The organism is Paenibacillus glacialis (genome assembly GCF_001637205.1).
Taxonomy (GTDB): Bacteria; Bacillota; Bacilli; order Paenibacillales; family Paenibacillaceae; genus Paenibacillus_AQ; species Paenibacillus_AQ glacialis.
The window spans coordinates 244,456-260,823 of sequence record NZ_LVJH01000017.1 but is presented as its reverse complement, the minus strand read 5'-3'; the positions used below and the strand labels follow the sequence as shown (position 1 = coordinate 260,823).

Annotated in this window: 15 protein-coding genes; 3 read left to right on the top strand and 12 right to left on the bottom strand. The window is 41.9% G+C overall.

All coding sequences use genetic code 11. From position 1 onward, the window contains the following. Nucleotides 1–13: 13 nt before the first annotated feature. Nucleotides 14–949, bottom strand: coding sequence for an ABC transporter ATP-binding protein (locus PGLA_RS11005; RefSeq protein WP_068532482.1), 936 nt, complete (start codon nt 947–949; stop codon nt 14–16). A 174-nt stretch (nt 950–1,123) separates the two neighbouring features. On the opposite strand from PGLA_RS11005, the gene PGLA_RS11000 reads away from it, so the two are divergent. Together PGLA_RS11000 and PGLA_RS10995 are read left to right on the top strand one after the other, a co-directional pair. Next, nucleotides 1,124–2,278 (top strand): sensor histidine kinase, encoded by a 1,155-nt coding sequence (locus PGLA_RS11000; RefSeq protein WP_161487872.1) that lies wholly within the window; start codon nt 1,124–1,126, stop codon nt 2,276–2,278. A 295-nt stretch (nt 2,279–2,573) separates the two neighbouring features. Next, entirely contained in the window at nt 2,574–3,242 is a 669-nt protein-coding gene (locus PGLA_RS10995; protein WP_068532480.1) for a response regulator transcription factor, read from the top strand. 20 nt (nt 3,243–3,262) lie between these two features. Here the strand turns inward: PGLA_RS10995 and PGLA_RS10990 are convergent, their stop codons facing one another. The 5 genes from PGLA_RS10990 to ftsE all read right to left on the bottom strand — a co-directional run bounded on the left by PGLA_RS10990 (nt 3,263) and on the right by ftsE (nt 9,395). Beyond that, the gene (locus PGLA_RS10990; RefSeq protein WP_068532478.1) at nt 3,263–4,651 is read right to left on the bottom strand and encodes a PDZ domain-containing protein; all 1,389 of its coding nucleotides are present in this window, start codon (nt 4,649–4,651) and stop codon (nt 3,263–3,265) included. A gap of 191 nt (nt 4,652–4,842) precedes the next feature. Next, complete coding sequence (locus PGLA_RS10985) at nt 4,843–6,315, bottom strand: S41 family peptidase (RefSeq protein WP_068532476.1); 1,473 nt, start codon at nt 6,313–6,315, stop codon at nt 4,843–4,845. Between the two features lie 117 nt (nt 6,316–6,432). Continuing rightward, complete coding sequence (locus PGLA_RS10980) at nt 6,433–7,722, bottom strand: murein hydrolase activator EnvC family protein (RefSeq protein WP_068532474.1); 1,290 nt, start codon at nt 7,720–7,722, stop codon at nt 6,433–6,435. 82 nt (nt 7,723–7,804) lie between these two features. Further along, nucleotides 7,805–8,719 carry a permease-like cell division protein FtsX gene (ftsX, locus tag PGLA_RS10975; RefSeq protein WP_068532472.1) on the bottom strand — a complete coding sequence of 305 codons (915 nt, stop codon included), beginning with the start codon at nt 8,717–8,719 and terminating at the stop codon, nt 7,805–7,807. Beyond that, the gene (gene ftsE / locus PGLA_RS10970) at nt 8,709–9,395 is read right to left on the bottom strand and encodes a cell division ATP-binding protein FtsE (protein WP_068532470.1); all 687 of its coding nucleotides are present in this window, start codon (nt 9,393–9,395) and stop codon (nt 8,709–8,711) included. The genes ftsX and ftsE overlap by 11 nt, the downstream gene beginning before the upstream one ends. A gap of 206 nt (nt 9,396–9,601) precedes the next feature. Between ftsE and PGLA_RS10965 the strand changes: the two genes are divergently transcribed. Beyond that, complete coding sequence (locus tag PGLA_RS10965) at nt 9,602–11,041, top strand: VanW family protein (RefSeq protein ID WP_068532468.1); 1,440 nt, start codon at nt 9,602–9,604, stop codon at nt 11,039–11,041. A gap of 451 nt (nt 11,042–11,492) precedes the next feature. Here the strand turns inward: PGLA_RS10965 and PGLA_RS28360 are convergent, their stop codons facing one another. The 6 genes from PGLA_RS28360 to pilM form a co-directional block, all read right to left on the bottom strand. Further along, the gene (locus PGLA_RS28360) at nt 11,493–11,648 is read right to left on the bottom strand and encodes a hypothetical protein (RefSeq protein WP_169810192.1); all 156 of its coding nucleotides are present in this window, start codon (nt 11,646–11,648) and stop codon (nt 11,493–11,495) included. A gap of 137 nt (nt 11,649–11,785) precedes the next feature. Next, complete coding sequence (locus tag PGLA_RS10955; RefSeq protein ID WP_084410943.1) at nt 11,786–12,529, bottom strand: hypothetical protein; 744 nt, start codon at nt 12,527–12,529, stop codon at nt 11,786–11,788. Nucleotides 12,530–12,592: 63 nt separating this feature from the next. Further along, nucleotides 12,593–13,321: a hypothetical protein gene (locus tag PGLA_RS10950; protein ID WP_068532464.1), complete on the bottom strand. Its 729-nt coding sequence runs from the start codon at nt 13,319–13,321 to the stop codon at nt 12,593–12,595. Next, nucleotides 13,322–13,960 carry a YhbD family protein gene (locus PGLA_RS10945; RefSeq protein ID WP_068532462.1) on the bottom strand — a complete coding sequence of 213 codons (639 nt, stop codon included), beginning with the start codon at nt 13,958–13,960 and terminating at the stop codon, nt 13,322–13,324. Between the two features lie 213 nt (nt 13,961–14,173). Continuing rightward, nucleotides 14,174–14,755: a type 4a pilus biogenesis protein PilO gene (gene pilO, locus PGLA_RS10940; protein WP_068532460.1), complete on the bottom strand. Its 582-nt coding sequence runs from the start codon at nt 14,753–14,755 to the stop codon at nt 14,174–14,176. Then, nucleotides 14,739–16,361, bottom strand: a complete 1,623-nt coding sequence (pilM, locus tag PGLA_RS10935; protein WP_068532458.1) for a pilus assembly protein PilM — start codon at nt 16,359–16,361, stop codon at nt 14,739–14,741. Before pilM ends, pilO begins: the two co-directional genes overlap by 17 nt. Nucleotides 16,362–16,368 lie beyond the last annotated feature (7 nt).

Genomic DNA, 16,368 nt, shown 5'->3' with positions numbered 1-16,368 from the left:
CTACTTCCGCCCCCTAATCACGTAGCTTTCGACCTGTTAGATTTAGAAAAAGAGACTCAAGATCAGGCTCTTCACAAGCTAGTGACTGTAAAATGACATTGTGCTTGGCACAAATGAATAGGATGTCTTGCAGTTCCTGCTGGGAAGAAGCCACATACAGCTCAATTACATCTTCATTGGACGAAACTCTAGAAATTCTTGGATGAAGCTCCAACTCATCGATAACCGCTTCTGTAATCTGGGTTGCCTTAATCACAATCTTCTCCGTACTCGCTACTCGCTCACGGAGTTCCTGTTGCGTACCACATGCAATCACGTGTCCCTGATCCATAATGGCGACTCGGTCGCTGATGGCAGCTACTTCTTCCATGTAATGACTTGTATAGATAATGGTTGAGCCCATTTTATTCAAAGTACGAACGGATTCAAGGATGTGATTCCGCGATTGCGGATCAATACCTACTGTGGGTTCATCCATAATGATTAACTTCGGGTGATGCATGATTGCACACGCAATGTTCAGCCTTCTTTTCATCCCACCAGAGAATGTCGCCGGCATTTCTTTAGCACGATCTTGTAGTCCGACGAACTCTAATGCCTCCTCCACTCGCTCCTTCAACAGCTTACCTCTCAGTCCATATAACTTGGCGAAGAAGGTCACATTGTCCGCCGCAGGCATCGTCTCATATAGAGCTAGTTCTTGCGGCACAAGGCCTATACGCTTCTTCACTTCGAGTGGTCTATCGTTCACCGATATCCCATCTACAGAAATACTGCCATGGTCTAATTTCATTAATCCACTCATCATATTGATTGTTGTACTCTTCCCTGCACCATTCGGACCTAACAGACCAAATATTTCGCCTTCATGAATACTTAGATTTAAATGATCAACGGATATGTTAGTACCGTATCGTTTCACTACATCCTTTATTTCCACAAATGCCATATTCATCGCTCCCTCTATGCTTCTTGTTCCCTATTGTACTGAAGTTCAGCAAATTTGAGAGGTACTAAAGGTCATAAGGTATAGGTGACGAAAGTCATCTCCTTCAGCATTCTAGTCCTATGCTATAATGAAGCCATATTGCCCCATTTTATCCCATAAAGGATGTTGTGTATCTTGTTCTCTTTTCTAAATATTCTTCGCTATGGCTTCATCTTCATTGCCAGCTTTAGCTCCATCTACATATACCGTTATGACAATTATGGTCAATTTATTGTAACTCTACTACTCTATATGTTCCTTGTTGTATTAGATCGATTCATACATAAGCTCTCCGCCAAAAAGCTATTGTTATGTATAGACATCATCTTCTCTGTCTGGCTCTGTCACACCTATGGTTATTTGATGTTCTTTATCTCTCTCTCCTCACTATTCGTCTATGTTTTCTTACTTCATCGTGGGACCCGTTGGCTCATGTTAAGTATCCATTTAATACTTCTTAATGTCTCCTTTCAACACGAGCAAGCTTTATGGATTATTTGCATCAATTCCACATTTATTCTAACTGCGGTTTTGTTATCGTTACTTCAGTACTCTAAAAATAGTCATGAAGATGTCATCCGTCTCTACGACGAGCTCCGTAAGGATCATTACGAACTAGATGAAACACGTAAACGGCTAATAGAGTTTACTCATCAAGTGGAAGCCACTGCGCAATCGGGCGAACGTGAGCGAATAGCTCGACACCTTCATGATCATATTGGTCATCGTCTCATTCGAGTCAAAATGATGATGGAGGCAGCCATCCAGATCATGCCTTCTAATTATCCTCACGGGATGGACTTAATGAACCAGATTCGAGACCAGCTGTCAGGAAGCATGGATGATATGCGTAATACTGTGAAAAAGATGCGTCCTGCCACTTCTTTAACGGAAGAATACGCCATCGATCGATTACTTGAGGAAACAGGACGTGCGACAGGAATTCACACCAATCTTAAGGTCAAAGGCATCCCAATCCTGTTGTATCCGAGCTTGCAGATTGTATTATTCAAAAATGCCAAAGAAGCGATTACGAATGCTCTACGACATGGTAACGCTACATCCGTGGAAGTTATCCTCACTTTTGGAAATGGGGAGGTATGTATGGCTGTAAGTAATACTGGCGAAATATCTCCGCTTTCGTGTACTAATACGAGACAACAAGGCATGGGGTTAAGTGGCATGGAAGAACGCGTTAAGCTAGTTGGAGGACATATGTATATTCAGTGGGAGTATCCATTTACTATTGTAACCACGCTCCCAGTGTACAATAAGAACGAAGTAGTATAGAGGTTGTTCAAAAAGTCATCTTTTGATCACGAAGTATGTCAAGGAGCTTATTTTCGCATCGAATATTGAATTCAGCCGGTCCTAGCGTAAGCTTCCGAAGTATGTTTCCTTCGGAAACATTTCAGGTGCTCACGTAGGTACTGCCAGCTTATGTTTCCGAAGTCGTTTTCTCCGAAAACGTGTAGCTTTCGCTCCTCACTCCCTTGCTTCATCCAATCATCATCGTAAGCATGCACTTTAGTGCTGAAAATCCGACTTTTTGAACACGAACATATAGAACAAGGGGGATTTCAAATTGATTTCTTTACTGATTGTGGATGATGATGAATTCATACGTGAAAGTCTAAAAGTATTGATGGCCATGGATGCTGAAATCGCGGTCGTGGGTTGTGCAGCGCATGGTGCGGATGCCGTAGAGTTAATGCAATCGGGGTTACAGGTCGACGTCGTGCTCATGGACATTCGAATGCCTGTATGTGACGGTGTAGAAGGAACCAAACGTGTTAAGGAGCAATTCCCTAATACTCGCGTGCTTATGCTGACGACCTTCGATGATGACGAGTTTATTATTCAAGCGTTGCAGAATGGAGCAAGTGGGTACTTACTTAAGAACATTCCTCCCGATCGCATCATTCATGGAATCAAAACAGTACACGATGGTGATATCTTGATCCATCCAGATATCGCTCGCAAGCTCACAACCTTCCTTCGTCCTGTGGCTCCTTCTACCATGCAGAGCTCTGAAACTTCCTGTGCCCATAAGTTGGAACTATACGGACTAACCCCTATGGAACAGACGATAGTTCGTCATATTTCAGAAGGTCTATCAAATAAAGAAATCGCCCAGAAATGTTTCCTGAGCGAAGGTACGGTAAAGAATTATATCACGGACATCTTAAGCAAGACACAGCTACGTGATCGAACACAAATTGCGATTCTATATCTCACGAACTCTGTGAAATAAGAATAAGGAAACTCAATTAGCTACTTATCCCATGGATAACGTATAACTGGATCGGGTATATCCATATCCGTTGTTGCAGCTGATTCAGCTATCGCGATCGCTGCCTGATTTTCCATCTCAGTAGACGGTCTATCGTCACTTAAAGAAGTTCGTTTAATTGTATTGAGTCTCATACCGATAATTTGATAAATGCTAATCGGTTTCATACTAGCTGTCACACTAACATTCTGATCTGGCACTAGTATAACACCTAACTGGTGATGATCCCCGGCATAAATAGGACGTTGAAGATACTTACTCTCACCTGCCAAGTTCTGCACTTCTAACTTACAAAATGCAGGATTCATACGTAAACAGCTATGTAACTGTTCTGTGCTATGGATCATGATGCCATTTACCTTCAATAAGGTCTCTCCAGGTACAATACCGAGTTCTTCTGCCGGGCTATTAGGCACGATAGAGAGTACACGTAGTCCCTTAGAAGGATGCACGAACATCGCATTGCGTTGCTGTTCCTCCAAGCGACTATACCAGACCAATCCTTCATGTATCAATACACTGGCAAGTGCAGCGACAATCATAAGTGGACTCCACCAAGTAGAAAGCAAGCTGAGTGCTAGAAGAACTACACTGTATAATAGTAGTCTCTTGAATGTAACGTTTGCTTTCTGCTGTGGTAACAAGCTCTGTGTCATTTCTCCAAATCCAATGACAACAGGGAGCGCTAACAGACTGAATCCACCACTCCAACCATCGCCTCCTAGTAGTGGCGTCCAAGGCAAGATACTGCCCGTCGTCTGAGCTGGAATAAGTAGGAATAGCGGAAGCGCCCAGAAAGCCTGCATCTGATACCCTCCGACTAACTTCCCACGTTTACTCTCCACAAGCAGAGGCATGGCGAATGAAGCTCCTTGTTTCTTTATCAGAATAGCCTCTGCCAAATGTAACACAGCTACCAACACTAGAAGAGCGGGTATATCTAGCTCTCTGACTGTTCCAACAATGGTCCCCATGAATGACCCAGGCTGCCATTTCGGAAAGAAATCCACGATAAACTGTAGGACTCCTAATAGACCAATAGCATATGCAAAACAGAAATATCTCACACGAAATAACAACAACACCAGTGTCACAACCCAGATACAAATAATCGCTTCACTTGTTAAAGTTATGCCTAGAAAAGCCATAACTAATGAAACACCAATGCCTGCGGCTAGACCCCCTATAAATGTACGCCAGGCTTGAAGTCCCCAACTATGCAGCCTTACACTGAATAACTTCCGTTCCATCAATACCTGTTGGCGATACAACAACATAATAAAAAGAATAGAAATATAATAAAAGGGCTGAATCAGCAGCTGCAATAAGCCATCTGTCACTTTCCACAACAATTCTACAACTACATCCAAGGTTTAGTCACTCTCCTCCAAGACTCAACACAACATTTACTAACTAATCCCCTCAATGTCCAACTACATAGATTGAAATACAATTGCGCTCACAAGTTCAATGATTTCTAAAGAAAATCATGATTATGGGGGTTCGTAGAAAACTTATCATTCCTCATATCAGAAAAAAAGAAGGCTAACGTTCAGCCTTCTTACTTCTTCGACGCCATTGCCTTCATTTCCTTCTGTACTTCAGCAATCCCTTGTTTCAATTGCGTATCATTTAACGGGTCTTGGATATGCTTAATGAGCTCATTTTCCAAAGCTTCCGCTGTCTTAGCATCAATAATACCATTGACCTTAAGCTTCTTACTTGTCTGGAAGCTCTTGACTGACTTCTCAGTTGCTTGGTCAAAGTATCCGTCTGTTCTCCCTGGCTTAAATCCAAGTCCATTCAACATGACTTGCGCACTTTTTACATCTTCATTGTTCGTATTGTATTGCAGACTCTTCTTTTTGTTAATTGGCGCTACAGAGAAGAAATCTGGCTGAGATACAGCAATATTAGGCTTAATACCCTTCTCATGAATCCAAGTACCCTTAGGGGTAAGCCATTTAGCAATGGTTATCTTAAGTAAACTACCATCACCCAATTGTTTATCAAAGCTCGTCTGTACTGTGCCCTTGCCGAAGGAGTTCTCACCTACCAATATCACACCAGCCGATTCCTGTAACGCTCCTGCCAATATCTCAGACGCGCTTGCACTTCCTTTATTCATTAAAAGTGTTATCGGATACGACTTACTTGATCCCTTGGACAAGCTCTTATCGCGTTTACCCTCTTTATCTTCCACCTGAACGATGAGTTCGCCTTTGGGTACGAATTGTTGTGCTATATCAATGACGACAGCGAGAACACCACCTGGGTTGTTCCGAACGTCTATAACAAGACCCTTCATCCCTTGCTTCTCTAATTTGGACAATTCAGCCATAAAACGATCGGCGGTATTCAAGGAGAATTGTGTAATCTCAATAACACCTATTCCATCCTTCTCCATACGAGCATTCACTGTTTCTAAATCCACATCATCACGGACAATCGCGAATTCAATAGGATCAGATACACTTTCACGTTTCACTTTCACTTTAGCTGTTGTCCCTTTGACACCCCTAATTTTAGAAACAGCATGGTTCAATTCAAGTCCTTTAAGAGACTCCCCATTGACGGATAAGAGAATATCTTGAGACCGAATGCCAGCTTTCTCAGCAGGAGATCCCTTGATCGGTGATACTACAACGACATTCCCATCTTTCAAGGAGACTTCCGCACCAATTCCACTAAAGGATCCTTCAATCGACTCTTCGAATTTCTGTGCAGTTTCTTGACCCATATACGTGGAATAAGGATCCGAAAGTGATTCCATCATCCCATTAATCGCACCATCTACCAAGATGCTACGATCAATATCCTTATAATAGTTCCCTTCAATTAGGTCGAGTGCCGTTCCGATCTTCTGAGCTTCTTCTTTCTTCAGACCTGCACTGTTGGTTATGCTTGCAAGTAAGCCTTCACCACCTACTGCCTGTCCTGCATAGCTATTACCACTACTCAAGAAAAACGTCAGTAGACTGCCGCATATCATGGCAGCAACCATCAGTAATAAGGCCGTACGTTTCTTTAACACCGCTATGTTCACCGCCTTTTTCTTGTCAGACTATCACAAGTCCATACTCTATTGTACCCAACCTAGTATATGTACGAACGGGTTGGAATATTTATAATAATAGCATGATTTAGATCATTATAGGTAAGGCATGGGATCAACCCGGCTTCCATTTAAACGTACTTCAAAATGAAGATGGGGTCCTGAGCTCCGCCCTGTATTTCCTGACTCTGCAATCTTTTCCCCTTTACTAACACGGTCGCCTACTTTTACATTGGTACCGCCATTACGAAGATGTCCGTATAACGTCCACATGCCACCACCGTGATCAACGATAACGGCATTTCCATAACCACTGTACCACTCAGCCAAAATCACAGTTCCCGCTTCCGCTGCATGAACCGACGTTCCCTGCCCTACAGCAAAATCAACACCTGTATGCATCTTGCCCACTTCGCCCGTCACTGGATGCGTTCGTCTACCAAATCCTGAAGAAATACGCGCGCTCCCTACTGGCATGAGTAACGGTCCTCCACCACCACTAAAGGATGCTGCTGCATAACTAGTAGATTTTTTAGAACTTTTCTTCGCTGCCGCAGCAGCCGCTGCTGCACGTTTCTTAGCCGCAGCCTTCGCAGCTTTAACACGTGCTGTTTCCTCAGCTACCAACTTGTTCTTCTGTTGTAAAAGAGCTGAGCGGTTACTAGCAAGAGCTACGAGCTTTTGCTCCTGATCTTCTGTTAGTTCATCGGAATGCTGAATTTCTTTATCATACATAGCAATCAAAGATTTCTTCTCCGATTCCTTCACGCTCAGTATACTCTTTTGTGACTCCATTTCCGAATAGAGACTTTTAGCCTTGGCATACTGTAACTCTAAATTCTTTTCCTGCTCGACGACAATTTCCTTATCCTTCTTATGCTCTACAAGTAAGTTCTGATCCTGATCTACAATCATCTTTAGAGAATCAGCTCGATCCAGGAAATCCGTAAAGCTACTGGATGACATCAATACTTCAAGATAAGAAATGGACCCGTCGGTATACATGAGTCGTACACGAGACTCAAGCATAACCTCGCGAGAGGCGATACGTTCTTCTGCAGCATCTAACTCTGTTGCCGCTAATGTTAAGCTTTCCTTAGTCTCATCAATTTGCTTGGTAACGATTGATAACCTATTACTCACTGTATCAATTTGTGCCATCACGGATTCCAAATATTCCGTTGTTTTATTCTTATAATGTTCTGCTTCCTGCTTATCAGAGGACGCCTTTTCCTGCTCAGCTCTAGCAGTCTTCGCCTGTTCCTGTAATACTTTCAATTCCCGTTCGATGTCACGTACTGTTTTCTTTTTAGCGTAACCATCGTCAGGTTGAAATATGAAGGTTGCTAATAAGATCGCAGCTAGTATAAGTGTAAACTTTTTCAAATTGGGTTCGCCATCCTTTTCTAAATTCTATAACGTATATATGTCGTCAACGTCGGCCATCAAAGAAGCTCGTGATTCTCAGCTATACTTTTAAAAATTTACGAATGGAAACCGTACTTCCCCAGATACCAATCAGTATACCTATTGCAAGTAGCAAAGCACTTAAATACAACCATACATCTGATAACGGTAGCAATACTATTCCTAGGGTTATATCTCCACTAAACGCCTTGACCAACTGATCATAACCAAAGATTAAAAGTCCTACAGTGGTTAACGATCCAATGCCTCCAATAAGTGCACCTTCTATAAAGAAAGGCCACCGGATGAAATAATTCGTCGCCCCTACCAATTTCATGATGCCAATCTCACGGCGACGCGCTAGAATGGTAACTCTAATCGTATTTGATATCAGGAACATTGACATAATACCGAGACCTATCACAAATATGAACCCGATGTTACGAACAGCGCGAGTAATCTTGAATAACTTCTCAACCGCTCCCTCACCGTATTTCACCTTCATGATTGGATTCTCAGGGTGATCCTTGTTAAGTGCAGTGATTTTGTCCGCAACATGAGCTACTGTCGTTGCCTCTATGACCTCCACTGATAGTGTGTCAGGTAGTGGATTATGATCTTTATCGAAGCCTTCAAGTAGTGCCTTACCGTCTTCTCCAAGACTCTCACTGAATTCTTTCAAACCTTGCTCTTTAGATATAAAGGTAATCTTGCTAACCTCAGGCATTAATCCAATCTCTGTATGGATCTTTCCACGCATTTGCTCATTCACATCAAGGTTCAAATACACTTTGATCTCAACTTGACTATCCACTTCGTCCGCTAACTGATTCACATTTACAACCAATAGAATAAATACACCTAGAACAAAAAGAGAGACGACAATGGATGTGATGGATGCGATAGACATCCAACCATTACGGAATACGTTCTTGCACCCCTCACGCAGATGCCGCAAGAAGGTGTTAAAACTCATATCCATATTCCCCTCTCAATTGGTCTCTCACAATGTTTCCTTGCTCGATTGCAATGACACGTTTACGCATTTTGTTCACGATATCTTTGTTATGAGTAGCCATCACGATCGTCGTCCCACGAAAGTTAATCTCGTCAAGCAACTGCATAATACCCCATGAAGTCTCAGGATCTAAATTCCCTGTAGGCTCGTCCGCTATAATAACAGAGGGGTTGTTTACTATGGCTCTAGCAATCGCTATCCGTTGCTGTTCCCCACCCGAGAGTTGATCTGGCTCACGTCCAGCTTTATTCTTGAGTCCTACGAGATCCAACACTTCCATAACTCGCTTCTTAATGACTTTCTTCGGCGTTTCAATAACTTCCATAGCAAATGCTACATTCTCATAAGCCGTCATACGAGGTAAGAGTCGAAAATCCTGAAATATAACGCCGATATTCCGTCTAACGTAAGGAATTTTACGAGGCTTGAGCTTACCAATATTAAATCCACTAACCGAAATTTGCCCTTTAGTTGGAACTTCTTCTCTATAGATAAGCTTCATAAACGTCGATTTACCCGCCCCAGAGGGACCGACAACATATACAAACTCATTACGATCAATCTTTACTGTTACACCCTGCAGGGCGTTAGTTCCATTCTTATATGTCTTCCATACATCTTGCATTTCTATCACAATTATCACTTCCCAATTCCATAATCAGACAATATTATTTCGACATGTTCTAGCCATTTCCTTTAAAAACCTTTAAATTTCATCACTAATATTTATTGTAACAAACTTGTTACCTTTTGAGTACCCGAAATTATTCCATTTCAACTACATATACATAGATAAGTGCATGAATAACGACCAATAAGAAGTTAGAAAAGGTGTGTCCTATGAAAAAAAATCATATTACTCTAATCATATCCACTGCTCTAGTGACTGGATCCGTTCTCGTTGGCTTATGCCATCTATATGTAAACCAAAATACGATACCCAAAGGCGTACAGATTTCAGGCTGGTCTGTAGGAGGTATGACAACAGAGGCCGTCCTGAAAGATCTCAATGATAAGTTCCAACAACTTGGACAGACGTCTCTTCATATCTCTGCTAAGAATCAAGACATACCCGACATGGAATGGTCTCTTACTGAAGCTGGTGTTCGATATGAGGCAGATGCATTTCAGAGTGCTATTATGAAACTAAACAAGGGCAACTTGTTAGAGCGTGTATCCTATCGTTGGCATTTCGAAAGAAGTTTTGATATAAAGCCTCACTGGAATTCCTCTCCTATGAAATTGAAATTTAATATGGCATGGGAGAAAAAGAATTTCGGCGTCCCCATAAATGCGACACGGCGTATTACATCCAATGATCAAGTTGTATATACACCTGAAGTGTCGGCATTCCAACTGGACTGGGAGACCCTAACAAACCGTATGGTTTCTTTGATTCCGCAAAATTTCTATAGATTAGAACACCCCTCACTCACACCGCTTAAGATACAACTTCCTTTCATCATAGCGAATCCTGAACTTAGCGTTATTGATTTGAAAAAAGAAGGTATAAACCGTAAAATCATGGAATTCTCTACTTCTTTAGATTCCAGTAGTGAAGGTAGACTTTATAATGTGAATTCAGCTGCGCAAGCCACCGATGGATTACTATTGAAACCTGGAGATGTGTTTGATTACGGCAAGATTGTCGCCTTAGCAGAGGATAAATATGGATTTCAAGAAGCACCTGTCATTCTAAATGGAAAGCTGGTGCCTGGGATTGGCGGAGGAATCTGCCAAGTGTCGAGTACTCTTTATAATGCAGCGATTCGTACGGGGATGGACATAGTTGAGCGCAGAAACCATTCACTTCCTGTTCGATATTTACCTAAGGGACAAGATGCTACGTATGCTACAGGATCGATCAACTTCCGTTTCAGGAATAATACAGGCAAACATTTGTTGATTCACGTCGCCGTTCAAGGCAAAACACTCACAGTTAAGTTCTTTGGCACTTTCCCTACCGATGTTACATATGACATTGAATCCATTACGGTAGGGACCCTCACCCCTCCCAACAAATACGTCCAGAATTCAACACTACCGGTTGGAGGTCAAGAAATCATACAAAATGGAAAAGCGGGTTATATCATTGATACCTATCAGATTAAAAAGGTCGATGGTATCGTCAAAGAACGAAAGCGCATCTCCCACGACACGTACCTTCCACAGAAGACGCTGATTGGCATTCACCCCGAGAATAAGATGGATAAAGACCAGCCGATTGTTCCTAAGGAGAAAACCATTATTGAGGATGGTGTGAGTGGTCCGAACTTTTAGGAGATGTGGGAGATGCGTTGTATCCCCTTCCGCCGCTGTTAAAACCGGGAAATATGATTCGATTGGAGATGACGGTGATTTCCCGGTTTTAAAGGCGTTCGCCTATCGGCTCTCCAGTGGATACAACGCACCTTGGTATAAGAACGACAACACAGAGATAAGGTCTAAAGAAAACAAAGTCAAAGACACACACAGAGACAAGTTCAAGAACAACTTCTATAACAGTGATTAAGCTTATACAAAATCAACGAACTCGAGAGCATTGATCATTCAAGAGTAATCACTTGAACTTAAGGACAATAGTAGTGCTCAAATCTGTAATTACAGCTTGATGAACAAACCAGAGGTTTGTCTATACAATAGCCGTCAGTCAATTGAACTGAAAAGACAAAAAAAAACGGCGGTCCTACTCGGATCGTCGTTTATCTTTTTATGAGATCATGAACATCTCTTAGCAAATGATTCCGAGCTGCTTAGCTTGCTGTTCGGTTAAGATGAACTCCTCTGTTGGCCAAAACTCAGCCTCTTTATCCAAACCGAATAGGATGATGATATCATCCCATATACCCTTTTCCAACGCTTCAATTTGGGATATGGTTACTTTCATAACGTAAGCCTCTCCTTCGCTTGTTAATAACATACTATGCACAACTAAGTCATTTCACTAACCCAGATGATCTATACATGATATGATATTAACCAACTTCCTGTTTAGCGACCCCATTAATTCCATTAAGCATATTTCTATATCCTATTATATTGACCGACTATCGCTCCGTGATCTTGCTTGTATTCGTTCTTATATTCAACAAAGCCAATCTCACATCCAGATCCAATGGTGACATTACGTCCACGAACCACAGCGGCTTTTGTATTCTCCAAGTGAATCTCATCCCCTTCAATACTGTCTGCCTGCATGGCACCGTAGGCACCAGGAGAATATTTCCCAATGAAAGGAATAGTTATGGCTTTGGTAATTGTGATCTTGCCTCCACCAATCTCACGTGCACGACTAGGTCCGTACAGCTTTATTTCAATGACTTCCCCATTCAACATGTTGGCAATATCCAATGAGCCGCGTATAATCACTTCTTCTCCCTGACAATCTCCTGATATGTACAAGGCACCCTGTCCTTTTAACTTTTCAACATTTAGATTACCTTCAACTCGGATTTCCCCATTCACCTTCAACGTTTGGGCAGACAAATCCCCTATCACGTCTAACTCTCCTTGAATTGAAATTTCTTCCCCCTGCAACCCTTGGTGGACCTTCATATTCCCTTGACAACCTATGCTACCTGATTTGAGAGCCCCCTCTACAGATGCCGTCCCCGTACATTTGAAAAGAGTACATTCCACATCTCCATGAATAATGCTGTCTCCCATTATTTTAACCTTATCGTACTGACCTCCACCCGAACTCCCATTTCCTGTGATTCTCAAATCTTTCAATTGTGTTGAATCCGATCTAGATCCGCTCATCTTCATTTAACTTCCCTCTTTTCCAAGTTTGTCGTTATATTTGTATTTGTACACTTTCCATGTTCGCGATTATATTCGTACACAAGATCCTACTTTCGCTTCAGGATCCTGATGAATTGTATTCTTATATTCCACTAGTCGGATGGTGCAACCCGGACCAATACTCACGTCGTTCCCGCGAACGGTATCTGCTTCCGTATACTCCAGATCGATATGGTCTCCTTCAATGATATGTGCCTTCAATCGGGTAGAGAAACCATGATGAAGTTGTTCCCAGATACGCGGACTCTTCCATTTCCTCACGACAATGTATTCTCCACCAATCTCCTGTGCGGAGCAAGGCAAATTCATCTTAATATCCACTTGACCTGCATTCAACAATCCTTCGATCGTGAAATGACCTTTCACCGAAAAGCTCTCACATTGCACATCCTCTTTTGTCTTCAGTATGCCCCCTACTTCCACGGTATCGCTCTTCAGACCCTTATCAAAGATCGCTCTTCCATTAATGAAGACAGCGCGACACTGGACTTGATCCTTAAATGTAGACATCCCACCAATATCCATCTTATCCAAGGTAGTAGGTCCTTCCACTTTTGCGGTCCCATTTATGTTCAATGAGTCAGCATGAAGTGATCCTTCGATCCCTACGGTTCCATTACTTGTGAACGTTAAGCAATCGATGTCTCCACCAACCTTACCCATGCCATCAATCTTAACGTCCTTATATACTCCACCGCCCGTTCGTCCCATGCCGGATATGTTCAGATCATGCCTAGATTGCTGTTTCTGCTCCATCTACTCTTCCTCTCTTTCATTCATTTTCAATTTCAATTCTTCAATGCTAGACGCAAGCGGTAACCGAATAACCCACTTTACACCTTTGTCGAAATACATTTGATCCGCTGATTCCGTAAGAAACAATACCGATACGCCCATTTTACGTATAAGTACCAATTCACCGTTCTTTCCAGCCAATTTACCGTAGTGTTCTTCCATCGTTCTAACGAGCATTAACCCCTCATCACGCGATAGTTCACCACTCTTAAGTAACTTCTCTAGTATGTATATACAAAGAATATTATCGAATGTGAAATCATCCTGTTGTCCTTGAATTTCAACGTATAAATCCAATGTTAGTGACGACACAATGTTACATTCTATTAATTCTATCGACCGAAGTGACGTCTCTCCAGCGTTAGGTGAGAAGACATCTGCAAGTTCATCTAACGAAAGATCATCTTTCATATTAATTATTTTATCTACACGGGCAAGGATTTTGTGTCTAGGGAAAAAGGTTTCCTGTCCCGTATAGGACGATTTACGGATAAACCAATCCTCTGGGATAAGGCTTTTCCTTTTCCAGCGATACAATTGACCATAAGAGATTCCTGTGATTTCTAGCAGTTCTTTTTTAGATATTAAATCGTCGTCCATCGTTATCTCCTCCTTCACTATCAATGTAACATAACATTGTTACGTTGTAAATCTGAAAAATCTATATATTATTCCTACTCTGTTCAGATGCTTGAATACTTTACATCAGACAATATCCTGCACCCGCCTTTAAGGATATATTCCTTATGGTCATAACAAAGAGAAGGTACCATCGATAACGACGATACCTCCTCTTTTGAAATAATAGCTCGTCTATTCTACATAGTAATATGCAGTAAAAGATACGGTTGCCATAAGAATGCTACCTGGGTCACGTTTCTCATAGGGTTGGCTGAAACTGAAGGAATCAATGGAAATGAATCGTGGAAGCTCTTGCAATTTCTTCATCCATTGGCGTATCTCCGTATAACCGCCTTCTAACTTTGCGGACATTTTAACTTCCTTAATATTTGAGAATATAACTTTCTGATTACCACTAGAGCGATCGCTTTCAATCACTTCAGATAATGTGAAATCAATATCACGAAGTTGAGCGTAAGAGGATTCACCAATACTTTTTAAATCTAGAACAAGTTCGTCCGTATGATCACCCTCTGGCAATGAAGCTAATGTAGCCTCTTGGAGATCCTCATTGTTATCTTCAGTACTCTTAATTTCATCTACCTTGCCTTGAATCCGCTGATTGAACCCATTAATTCGGCTAATCTCAGCCTCTTGCTCTTTGACTTTCGTATTAGAAGGTTGTAGACCCATCATATAGAACGCAAATAATAGGAGAAATAGACTAACCACTCCCAGAATAATTGCCGAACGGTAATTATTTATTCGTTCCATCAATGACATCTCCCCCTTCCTGCTCCGTCTGCACAATTGGTACTACCTTTGGCTGGTTCATGTCCACACGGAATATAGCAGAATACATACGAATGGATGTTGCTTCTGAACCTTCTGATGTCAGACCGTCGGAATGCGGAATCGTCGATTCAAGTGTTAGCTTCTCAAGCATACTCGATATGGAAAAAGACATCTTACGTAACTCCACTAAATATGCAGCGGCATCATCCATATTCACAAAATTAATAGTTAAAACAATTTCAGAATGCTGCGTGTACATGATATCTCGGATTACTCCACCCTCAGGAAGTTGTCCATCCAACTCATCCAAGACATCCACCGCATCTATCCTGGTTTTCATTAATTCGTCGATCACAGTCTTTGTATTCTTTCCTTGAGTACCGTTGGCTTGTAATGCTGTTAACTCCTGCTCCAACATCGTAGTCTGGTTGTTTAATGCCTCAATTCGCGACGTCTGCGTACTAATCTGACCCTGATTCCCTACGTACGTTACACCAATTGCTATGGATCCCACTATCCAGAGAACCGATAGTCCCATCGCTACATACGGAAATACCTGTGCTTCTCGATCTTCTCTCGGGAGAAGGTCAATTGCAAAATGACCATTATTCTTCAATGCTGTACCGAGTGCATTACGGTAATCATTCATTTCAGGATCATATTTAATAGCTTCAGATTGTTCGAACGTTATGACGCGAACGTTCTGCTCTGTCATCATAGAAGACAATTCATCTAGAAGTTGTATACGTCTTTCTGTTGATCCTGTTATAACTAAATCTGTAATACGAGTTGAACCATCGTGAAGACTATATTGATAGAAGTTCAACATTCTGGATATTTCTGCGGTGATTTCTACAATCTGTTCTGGAGATAGTTGGTCCTCTACTCCTATATCATGATCTGACGATAATTCATCGTCTTCGTTCAAATTCACGGGATCTCTTCGATGCAAATCGTATAAGTTAATTGAACGCATGAATACCGGATGTCCGCTGCGAAACATATACACATCTAACAATGACTTCTCTAGATGAAGCAGCATCGTCTCCTCGAAAATCTCTCCCTGTGTAACCGCGAGTGTACGAGCTATGGATGTCGCTGATATTTCGACGCTCGACACCTTTAGTCCCGCATATTCTAGCACGGCAACATAATCTTCAATTAATTTGCGTGGGGCCGCAAATACGAGCAAATGCGTATTCTCTACATCTAACTCTGTCGTTACGTAATCATAGACTGGATTCTCAAATGGTAAGTGAAGACCTGTCTCTACCTCTAATTTAACAAGTTCCTTTACCTGCTTGGGATTGGTGCTTGGAATACTCATTCTTCGAATAATCATTTGAGAAGGTGGGATCGATAAGGATATCTTCCCCCCCTTAATATTTTCTTGCTTGACCCATGCCTTCAGCAGATTCTGTAACGCTTCACCATCAGCGATCTGATTCTCAACGATCATGCCAAGTTCGAGGGGGAGATAACATTTCTTATCGATTTCCCACGTTTTTTTCTTATTTAACCTAACGTATCGAATTCCGGTCTGCTCAATGGCAATTCCGATCCACTGCTGTCCTAGTCCAAACATATGCTAG

What these genes read in the sequence shown, in the direction of transcription:
- PGLA_RS11005 (WP_068532482.1), bottom strand. Translation starts at nt 949, where the DNA reads ATGGCATTTGTGGAAATAAAGGATGTAGTGAAACGATACGGTACTAAC.
- pilO (WP_068532460.1), bottom strand. Translation starts at nt 14,755, where the DNA reads ATGGAACGAATAAATAATTACCGTTCGGCAATTATTCTGGGAGTGGTT.
- PGLA_RS10955 (WP_084410943.1), bottom strand. Translation starts at nt 12,529, where the DNA reads ATGAAGATGAGCGGATCTAGATCGGATTCAACACAATTGAAAGATTTG.
- PGLA_RS28360 (WP_169810192.1), bottom strand. Translation starts at nt 11,648, where the DNA reads ATGAAAGTAACCATATCCCAAATTGAAGCGTTGGAAAAGGGTATATGG.
- PGLA_RS10945 (WP_068532462.1), bottom strand. Translation starts at nt 13,960, where the DNA reads ATGGACGACGATTTAATATCTAAAAAAGAACTGCTAGAAATCACAGGA.
- pilM (WP_068532458.1), bottom strand. Translation starts at nt 16,361, where the DNA reads ATGTTTGGACTAGGACAGCAGTGGATCGGAATTGCCATTGAGCAGACC.
- ftsX (WP_068532472.1), bottom strand. Translation starts at nt 8,719, where the DNA reads ATGAGTTTTAACACCTTCTTGCGGCATCTGCGTGAGGGGTGCAAGAAC.
- PGLA_RS10965 (WP_068532468.1), top strand. Translation starts at nt 9,602, where the DNA reads ATGAAAAAAAATCATATTACTCTAATCATATCCACTGCTCTAGTGACT.
- PGLA_RS10950 (WP_068532464.1), bottom strand. Translation starts at nt 13,321, where the DNA reads ATGGAGCAGAAACAGCAATCTAGGCATGATCTGAACATATCCGGCATG.